The organism is uncultured Arcanobacterium sp. (assembly GCF_947253055.1).
Taxonomy (GTDB): Bacteria; Actinomycetota; Actinomycetes; order Actinomycetales; family Actinomycetaceae; genus Arcanobacterium_A.
On sequence record NZ_CAMXYE010000069.1, the window covers coordinates 1 to 7615 of the forward strand.

Below are 7615 nucleotides of genomic sequence, written 5' to 3' on the forward strand. Positions count from 1 at the left end.
TTAGAATAACGGTCTCGTGGGCTCGGAGATGTGTATAAGAGACAGCGGAAGAGGTCACTGGTTCGATTCCAGTATCGCCCACCATTGATTGTTATTTGCTCAATTTTTAAGTAATTTTTTTACGTGATTTTTAGGTAATTTATTTGTGCGATTCTTGCCTAATTTTATTTCCTCAATTCTTGCGTGCCTATTTTTCTCTGATTTTCTGAATTATTTAGGGATTTACTCGGTTTAGCGGGCTCAGCGCCAAAAATTTTTACCTAGTTTCTATTTACCGCACAAAATTATTTATTGTCGGTAAAATTCCGCGGAAGTATTTCGTGCTTTTCATGAGTAATCTCCAAGTTTTTTCCAAGTTTCCCCCAAATTTTTCTTCGTTAATTTTAGGGATAGCACTAAAAAGTGCGTAGACTATAAATGATTCAATCCACAGGTGCCCCGGTAGCGCATCTGGATATACAGGAGGAAATAGTGAATCTCATAGTAGATGGCGTAGAAGTAGAAATTACCGCTCCGATAAGCGGAATTGAATATTTTGCTTCGAATCGCAAAATCGTTGCTCTAAAAGTAGCGGGAGAATTGAAGGATTTAGCCACCGATTTGGCTACGATTCCCGCAGGTACGCAAGTAGAAACAGTTTTAATTGACAGCCCCGAAGGTCTGAATATTCTGCGCCATTCTGCTACGCACGTGCTGGCACAAGCTGTGCAAAATAAATTCCCAGCGGTGAATCTCGGAATTGGTCCTTTTATTACCGATGGCTTCTACTATGATTTTGGAAATATCGATGCAGTCACTCCCGAGCTGCTAAAAGAGCTCGAAAAAGACATGAAACGCATCATAAAATCTGGGCAACGTTTCGTGCGGCGCGTGGTGAGTGAAGCAGAAGCGCGCCAGGAGCTTAAGGATCAGCCTTATAAATTAGAATTAGTTGATTTAAAAGGCGGAAGCGATGCTGATAATGACCAAGCCGCCGAAGGAGCTTCGGTGGAAGTGGGCGGCAGTGAGCTCACTATGTACGATAATGTAGATCGCAATGGCCACTGTGTATGGAGTGATTTATGCCGAGGCCCGCACTTGCCTAATACCAAACTGATTGGCAACGGTTTTGCACTCACCCGTTCTTCTGCTGCTTATTGGCGAGGAGACCAAAAGAATGATTCTCTGCAACGTATCTACGGCACTGCGTGGGCAAGTAAAGAAGATTTGCTCGCTTACACGGAGCGGATTGCCGAGGCAGAGCGGCGGGACCATCGCAAACTAGGTGCGCAGCTCGATCTATTTTCTTTCCCAGATGAGATAGGTTCCGGATTAGCAGTATTCCATCCAAAAGGTGGAATCGTGCGGATGGAAATGGAGAACTATTCCCGGCGGAAGCACCTAGAAGGTGGATATTCTTTCGTGAACACTCCGCATATTACGAAAGCAAATCTTTTCCAGGTTTCGGGTCATTTAGATTTTTATGCTGAGGGTATGTATCCGCCTATGCACATGGACGAAGAGCGAGATGCGGAAGGCAATATTACTAAGCAAGGGGCAGATTATTATTTGAAGCCCATGAATTGCCCGATGCACAATCTCATATATCGCTCCCGCGGAAGATCTTATAGAGATTTACCTTTGCGGCTTTTCGAATTTGGCACCGTATATCGCAATGAAAAATCGGGAGTGATTCATGGTTTGACGCGCGCCCGCGGTTTCACGCAAGACGACGCCCATATTTACTGCACGCGGGAACAGATGAAAGAGGAGCTTTCCGGTTTGCTCAACTTCGTACTGGAGCTTCTCAAAGATTACGGCTTGGATGATTTCTATCTGGAGTTATCTACGAAGAATCCGCATAAGTATGTAGGAAACGACGAAGTGTGGGAAGAAGCTACTCGTACTTTGGCAGAAGTGGCGGAAGCTTCTGGCTTAGATCTTGTGCCAGATCCAGAAGGAGCCGCTTTCTATGGGCCGAAAATTTCTGTGCAAGCGCGGGATGCTCTCGGGCGTACCTGGCAGATGTCCACAATTCAGTTAGATTTCAATTTGCCAGAAAGATTCGAGCTGGAATATACGGCAGCAGATGGAAGCCGCCAACGCCCGGTGATGATTCACCGCGCTCTCTTTGGTTCTATTGAGCGTTTCTTCGGAGTGCTTACGGAGCACTACGCGGGAGCCTTCCCAGCTTGGCTAGCGCCGGTGCAGGTGCGCTGTATACCGGTCGCCGATGCTTTTATTCCGTATCTAGAAGAAGTGGCGGGGCAGCTGCGGGAAAAGGGAGTGCGGGTGGAAATAGATACCTCTGCCGATCGCTTCCCGAAGAAGATTCGTAATGCGGCAAAAGAAAAGATTCCTTTTACGCTAATTGCGGGTGGGGAAGATGTAGCTGAACAAGCGATATCTTTCCGGATGCGCGACGGATCGCAGCACAACGGTATTCCACTTGCCCAAGCGATAGAGCATATTCTGAGCGACATAAAAGAGCACCGCAATCAGTAGAGACTTAACTGCCACCTTTGGCTTTCGAAAAAATTTCGAAAAGCTCTGGATAAGAATTTTTGAAATAGTTTTCCGAGAGCCAACGAGGGCAGATAGACAGGCGAGAAAGTAGGAGGAGTTTTGCTTAGCAGATCGGGGCGCCCCTTGGCGCAAAAGATATTCGGACCAATCGCCCGCGTCTTCGTGCGACTAGGTATTTCTGCTAACACCGTCACCGTGGTGGGTACTCTGCTCAGTATTCTCACTGTCTTGGTGTGTTTTCCCTTGAATCACCTAGTACTAGGGGTAGTAATCGGCGGAATACTGGTAATTTTCGACAACTTAGATGGGCAAATTGCGCGTATGACCGGCACCCAGAGTGCCTGGGGAGCTTTTCTCGATTCTTCGATGGATAGATTCAGCGATTCCGCAATTTTCGTAGCTCTAATTCTATGGGGGTACTTTCAAGCTACATCTGCGGCTCGCCCCTGGATGATGTTGGGCGCCCTCCTGGCGTTAATTTTCAGCATCATAGTTTCTTATGTGCGGGCGCGGGCAGAAGGAATCGGCTACGGAGCAAGCATCGGAATCGCAGAAAGAGCTGATCGTTTGGTGCTGGCCGGCGTCTGCATTATTTTAGTCGGTTTTGGTCTCTCCGACTGGATACTTGTGGCGGGAATGTGGATACTAGCTGCACTTTCCTTTATTACTATCCTACAGCGCATGTGGGTGGTATATAAGCAAACGCAGCAAGATGCACCTTCTAGAGCGGCAAAATCTGCCGGAGCGGAAGTGACAGCGCCGAAAGAGGAAGAAAAGTGAATATAATGCGCGTATTTCGCGCTGCTGATTTCCTAGTGCGGCGTTTTCCGGAACCGTTTTCGCGGAGTATTTTCGAAGGTATTGGGGTTATCGCTGGGTTTTCTGATCTCAAAGGAGTAGCCCAACTGCGCAAAAATTATCAGCGTTTAGTTCCTTTACCTACGAAATTTGCTCAACGGCGGCGCTCGAGCCGAGCTATGCGTTCCTATATGCGTTATTATCATGAAGCTCTGCTTTTGCCTTATTTAGAGCCGGAGCAAATTCTGGCGCGGGTAAGCGTAGAAAATCTCGCGCCGCTCCGGGAAGTATTAGAAGAAAATTCTTGCAGCGGGGCACTTTTCCATCTAGGAAATTGGGATTTAGCCGGGGCTTGGGCAAATATCGTTCTGGCACCTGTACATACGATTGCCGAAAAATTACAGCCGCCGGAACTAGCAGAAAGCTTTCTGAATTTTCGCCAATCCTTAGGTATGACTATCTATCCAGCCATAAAAGGTGGCAATGCGACTGGCAAATTAACGGCGGATATGCGGGCACAACGTTGTTTTACGCCCTTGCTGTGCGATAGAGATTTGAGTGCACGCGGCGTAGAGGTGCAATTAGGGGAATACCCAATTCGAGTCGCGCCCGGTGCAGCAATTTTAGCAATTCGCACCAATACGCCGATGTTTCCGATATTTATTTTCAGTGAAAACTTTGCTGCTGATAAAAAACGCCGTAAACAAGCCGGAAGTAAATGGGGAATTCATATTCAGGTGGGAGAACCCATCTATCCGCCTCAGCATATTCCGGAAGGAAAAATTCCGGAAAGTTTGCTGGTGAAAATGAATCAGGCGTGGATGATACAAGCTATGCCGGCTCTAACCGCCCACCTAGAAGATTGGCATATGCTACAAAAACTCTTTGTAGCGGATTTAGATATGGAGCGGTTGCGCCGCGCAAAAGAACGCGCACAACTGGAAGCTAAAGTGCTGGCGGAAGAAGGCGAGCAAGCATCGCTAAAAGGCAGCGAGCAAGCGCCAGCAGCGCCCGCCGATCTCGCCGCGGCGGCGGATAGAGAACAGGAAATCCAATGAGAATCGGTATTGCCTGTGGGTACTCGTGGGATGTAGCGGGTGGCGTGCAAATCCATATTCGCGATTTGGCGCAAGAGCTAATTGCGCAAGGCCACGAAGTACAGGTAATTGCGCCGGCAGAAAATCCGGAAAATTTAGAGCCATTTCTCACCTCCGTAGGAGGAGCTATTCCTATTCGCTATAACGGATCGGTGGCGAGATTAGCCTTTGGCCCCAAAGTGAATCTCGCAGTTCGGAATTGGCTGCGGGAGGGAAATTTTGATGTACTCCATGTGCACGAGCCTTTTACACCCTCAGTTTCTATGCTGGCACTTATGAATGCGAAATGCCCGGTCGTTTCTACCTTTCACACCGCTATGGATAAATCGCGGATATTTTCACTTTCGGCGCCGCTTCTAGTGCCTATTTTGGATAAAATAACGGCGCGCATAGCGGTATCTCAAGAAGCGCGCCGCACTGCGGTGCAGTATTTAGGCGGCGATGCGTGGATAATTCCCAACGGTGTAAAAGTAGAGAATCTGCAAATCACCGCGCCCGATCCGCGTTTTGCAGGCGATCCCGACCAGCCGGTGCTGGCTTTTCTGGGGCGCTTAGATGAACCCCGAAAAGGTCTACCAGTGGTAGCAGCAGCTTTTCCGGAAATTTTATCTCGCTATCCCGGGGCCCGGCTCCTCGTAGCTGGGAGAGGAAATATAGAGCAAGGCAAGCAACTTTTTGGCTCTTATGCCAGCTCCGTGAAATTTTTAGGAGGTATAAGCGATGCCGATAAAGCAGCTTTATTGGGAAGTGCAGATATCTATTTAGCTCCTAATACCGGCGGCGAATCATTTGGAATCATTCTCGTAGAAGCTATGAGCGCGGGAGCTTGTATCGTAGCTTCCGATATTCCAGCTTTTCGCGCCGTCTTAGAAGACGGCAAATACGGCTTCCATTTCCGTAATGAAGATGCCGCTGATTTAGCCGCCGTAGTAAATAAGGCTTTGGCTAATCCACAGCAGCGCCAAGAAATTAGTGCCCGGGCTGCCCAGGGGGCTTGGAAATACGATTGGGGAAGCGTGGCGAAGCGGATTTTTCACGTCTACGAAACAGCGATAAAAATTTATCAGACGGAGGTGGATTAACTATGTGGTGGTTAATCCTCTGTGCACTGGGAGTGGTTGCCTTTCTGATCTGGGCTTTTTGTGTGGCGCGAAAATTGAATGCGTTACATACCAAAGTGTTGAAATCGCGCAAAGCTTTAGAATTGGCTTTAATCGTGCGGGCGCAAAAGGCGGAGGAAATGGCGAGTAGTGGTGCACTGGATATCGCCAGCGCAGTTTTACTCCAGGCAGCAGCGCACGATGCTTTAATCTACGCTCAGTTACCTATAGTTAATGACGGCTTAGATGCTTTTATTAATATAGATTTGCCGCCCGCTAGCGAATTGGCGGAGAAAGATCGCAACGATATTATTGAAAATCCGGCCGGTGCGCGGCTAGCAGTTGAATCGGAACTTTCCCGCACCCTGCGGCTAACTATTGACGGCTTAGCGAGCACTGATTTTACTCCGGCGCAGGAGCAAATCTATAAATCCTTGCAACGTAGCCGCGAGAATATCCGTTTAACCCGCGCCTTCCACAATTTACATGTGTCGCAGGCGCGGCGAGTACATAGAAAAAGATTGACGCGTATTTTTCACTTAGCGGGAAATGCGCCCTCGCCCCATACGGTGGATATAGATGATAGATAGCAGAGAAGTGGGAAGAGAATTCCTTAAGCGAAAAAGGATATCTAAGCGCGGGCGCGCTTTCGGATATTCCGGTTTAGCTACAGTCGGTATTCTTTTATCCGGCTGGGCTTTCATATATTTACTCCCATTTATAGTGGGCAGAGCAGCTCCAGGTGGGGTTTTTCTAGCCTTCATCTATGCGCTGGTGCCGGTGGCTTTCACTCTCTTCCTCGTCGCTATGATTGACCGCTGGGAGCCCGAGCCGCGTTGGATGTATATTTTCGCTTTTACCTGGGGAGCAGGTACCTCCGTATTATTAGCGGTTCTTTTTCAGGATTTTTTTCGGGCACTATTGCGCGATTCTGCCGATGCTCAGCTAGTTGCGCTCGCTTCTGATATGCGCTTTACCGCCTCCTATGTGGCACCCTTTACCGAAGAATTAATCAAGGGTGGCGGAGTGCTCCTGATCTATTTTATTTTCCGCCGCTATTTTGATGGGCCGGTAGACGGCATCGTCTACGGCGCCTTAATCGGAGCCGGTTTCGCATTCACCGAAAATATTCTCTATTTCTTAAATGACCTCGAAGAGATTTCTCTTCTTTTCCATATTCGCTTCTTAGATGCACCTTTTAACCACGAAGCATGGACGGCTATCTTTGGGTTTTTCTTAGGTTTCGCCCGCTATTCATCGAAAAAATTAGCTCCCTTGCTCTATATGATGCCGGGATTAGGCGGAGCGATATTGGGGCATTGGTTCAATAACGACGCTTTGAATTGGCCGGGAATGACCTATGAGAAGTATCTATTACTCTCTAATGCGCCAGCTCTGATAATTTTCATTCTTCTTATCTATTTCGCGCGTCAGCAAGAAAAAGAAGTAGTGCTAAAGAGTCTTGCGCACTACGTCGAAGCCGGCCTGCTAAGTAATCTGGAAGTGGAGATGATTGAATCTTTAGCGGCGCGCCGAGCTGCCCAGCGCTGGGTGGAATCATTAGCCCGTAAGCGGCAAGAGAATCCGAATGAGCTCCGCGCCGTCATGCAAAATTTCCAGGCAAAACTTCTCGAGCTAGGCTATCTGCGGGCGCGGGAAATCGGGGAAAATAAAGTGCGGCTGGCACGTAGCCAGCGGCGAGAAGCAGAAATTTTAGCGGAGTTGGCCGCCGATAGAGCGCGCATTACGGGAGAATATTTTTAATATGGCAGAAAAGAAAGCGCAGAATCCCACCGAGCGTGAATTAGCGGCGGCGATGCGCAGTGAATGGCCAAAAGATGCCGAAGGGTATCCACATCGGCAGGCGGCGCGGGTAATTCCCTATACGCGTAGCGGAGAAATATTTCTTATCAGGGGTCACGATTTTGGCAAAGCGGAGCGGGCATGGTGGTTTACTGTAGGAGGCGGAATTAAAAGAGGCGAAACTGCTCGCAGTGCGGTAGTACGCGAGCTACGGGAAGAAACTGGTTTGCAAATTTCTCCTACGCGGCTGGAAGGGCCAGTTCTCTACCGCAAAGCCACTTTTTATTTTTATCTAGAGACGCGCCGGCAAGA

Annotated in this window: 7 protein-coding genes; all 7 read left to right on the forward strand. The window is 48.6% G+C overall.

The genetic code is table 11. The features are described from left to right. Positions 1–417: 417 nt before the first annotated feature. On the forward strand, positions 418–2484 hold the full coding sequence (gene thrS / locus Q0X35_RS05305) for a threonine--tRNA ligase (protein ID WP_297566285.1): 2067 nt from the start codon (positions 418–420) through the stop codon (positions 2482–2484). Positions 2485–2604: 120 nt separating this feature from the next. Then, a complete protein-coding gene (gene pgsA / locus Q0X35_RS05310; protein WP_297566287.1) occupies positions 2605–3285 on the forward strand; it encodes a phosphatidylinositol phosphate synthase in 681 nt (226 codons plus the stop codon). A gap of 5 nt (positions 3286–3290) precedes the next feature. Next, entirely contained in the window at positions 3291–4361 is a 1071-nt protein-coding gene (locus tag Q0X35_RS05315; protein WP_297566294.1) for a phosphatidylinositol mannoside acyltransferase, read from the forward strand. Next, positions 4358–5482 (forward strand): glycosyltransferase family 4 protein, encoded by a 1125-nt coding sequence (locus tag Q0X35_RS05320; RefSeq protein ID WP_297566290.1) that lies wholly within the window; start codon positions 4358–4360, stop codon positions 5480–5482. Before Q0X35_RS05315 ends, Q0X35_RS05320 begins: the two co-directional genes overlap by 4 nt. A gap of 2 nt (positions 5483–5484) precedes the next feature. Next, entirely contained in the window at positions 5485–6090 is a 606-nt protein-coding gene (locus tag Q0X35_RS05325; protein ID WP_297566291.1) for a hypothetical protein, read from the forward strand. Further along, positions 6080–7264 carry a PrsW family intramembrane metalloprotease gene (locus Q0X35_RS05330; protein WP_297566292.1) on the forward strand — a complete coding sequence of 395 codons (1185 nt, stop codon included), beginning with the start codon at positions 6080–6082 and terminating at the stop codon, positions 7262–7264. Before Q0X35_RS05325 ends, Q0X35_RS05330 begins: the two co-directional genes overlap by 11 nt. Position 7265: 1 nt before the next feature. Continuing rightward, positions 7266–7615, forward strand: a 350-nt coding sequence (locus Q0X35_RS05335) for an NUDIX hydrolase (RefSeq protein WP_297566293.1), incomplete at its 3' end; no start/stop codon positions are given.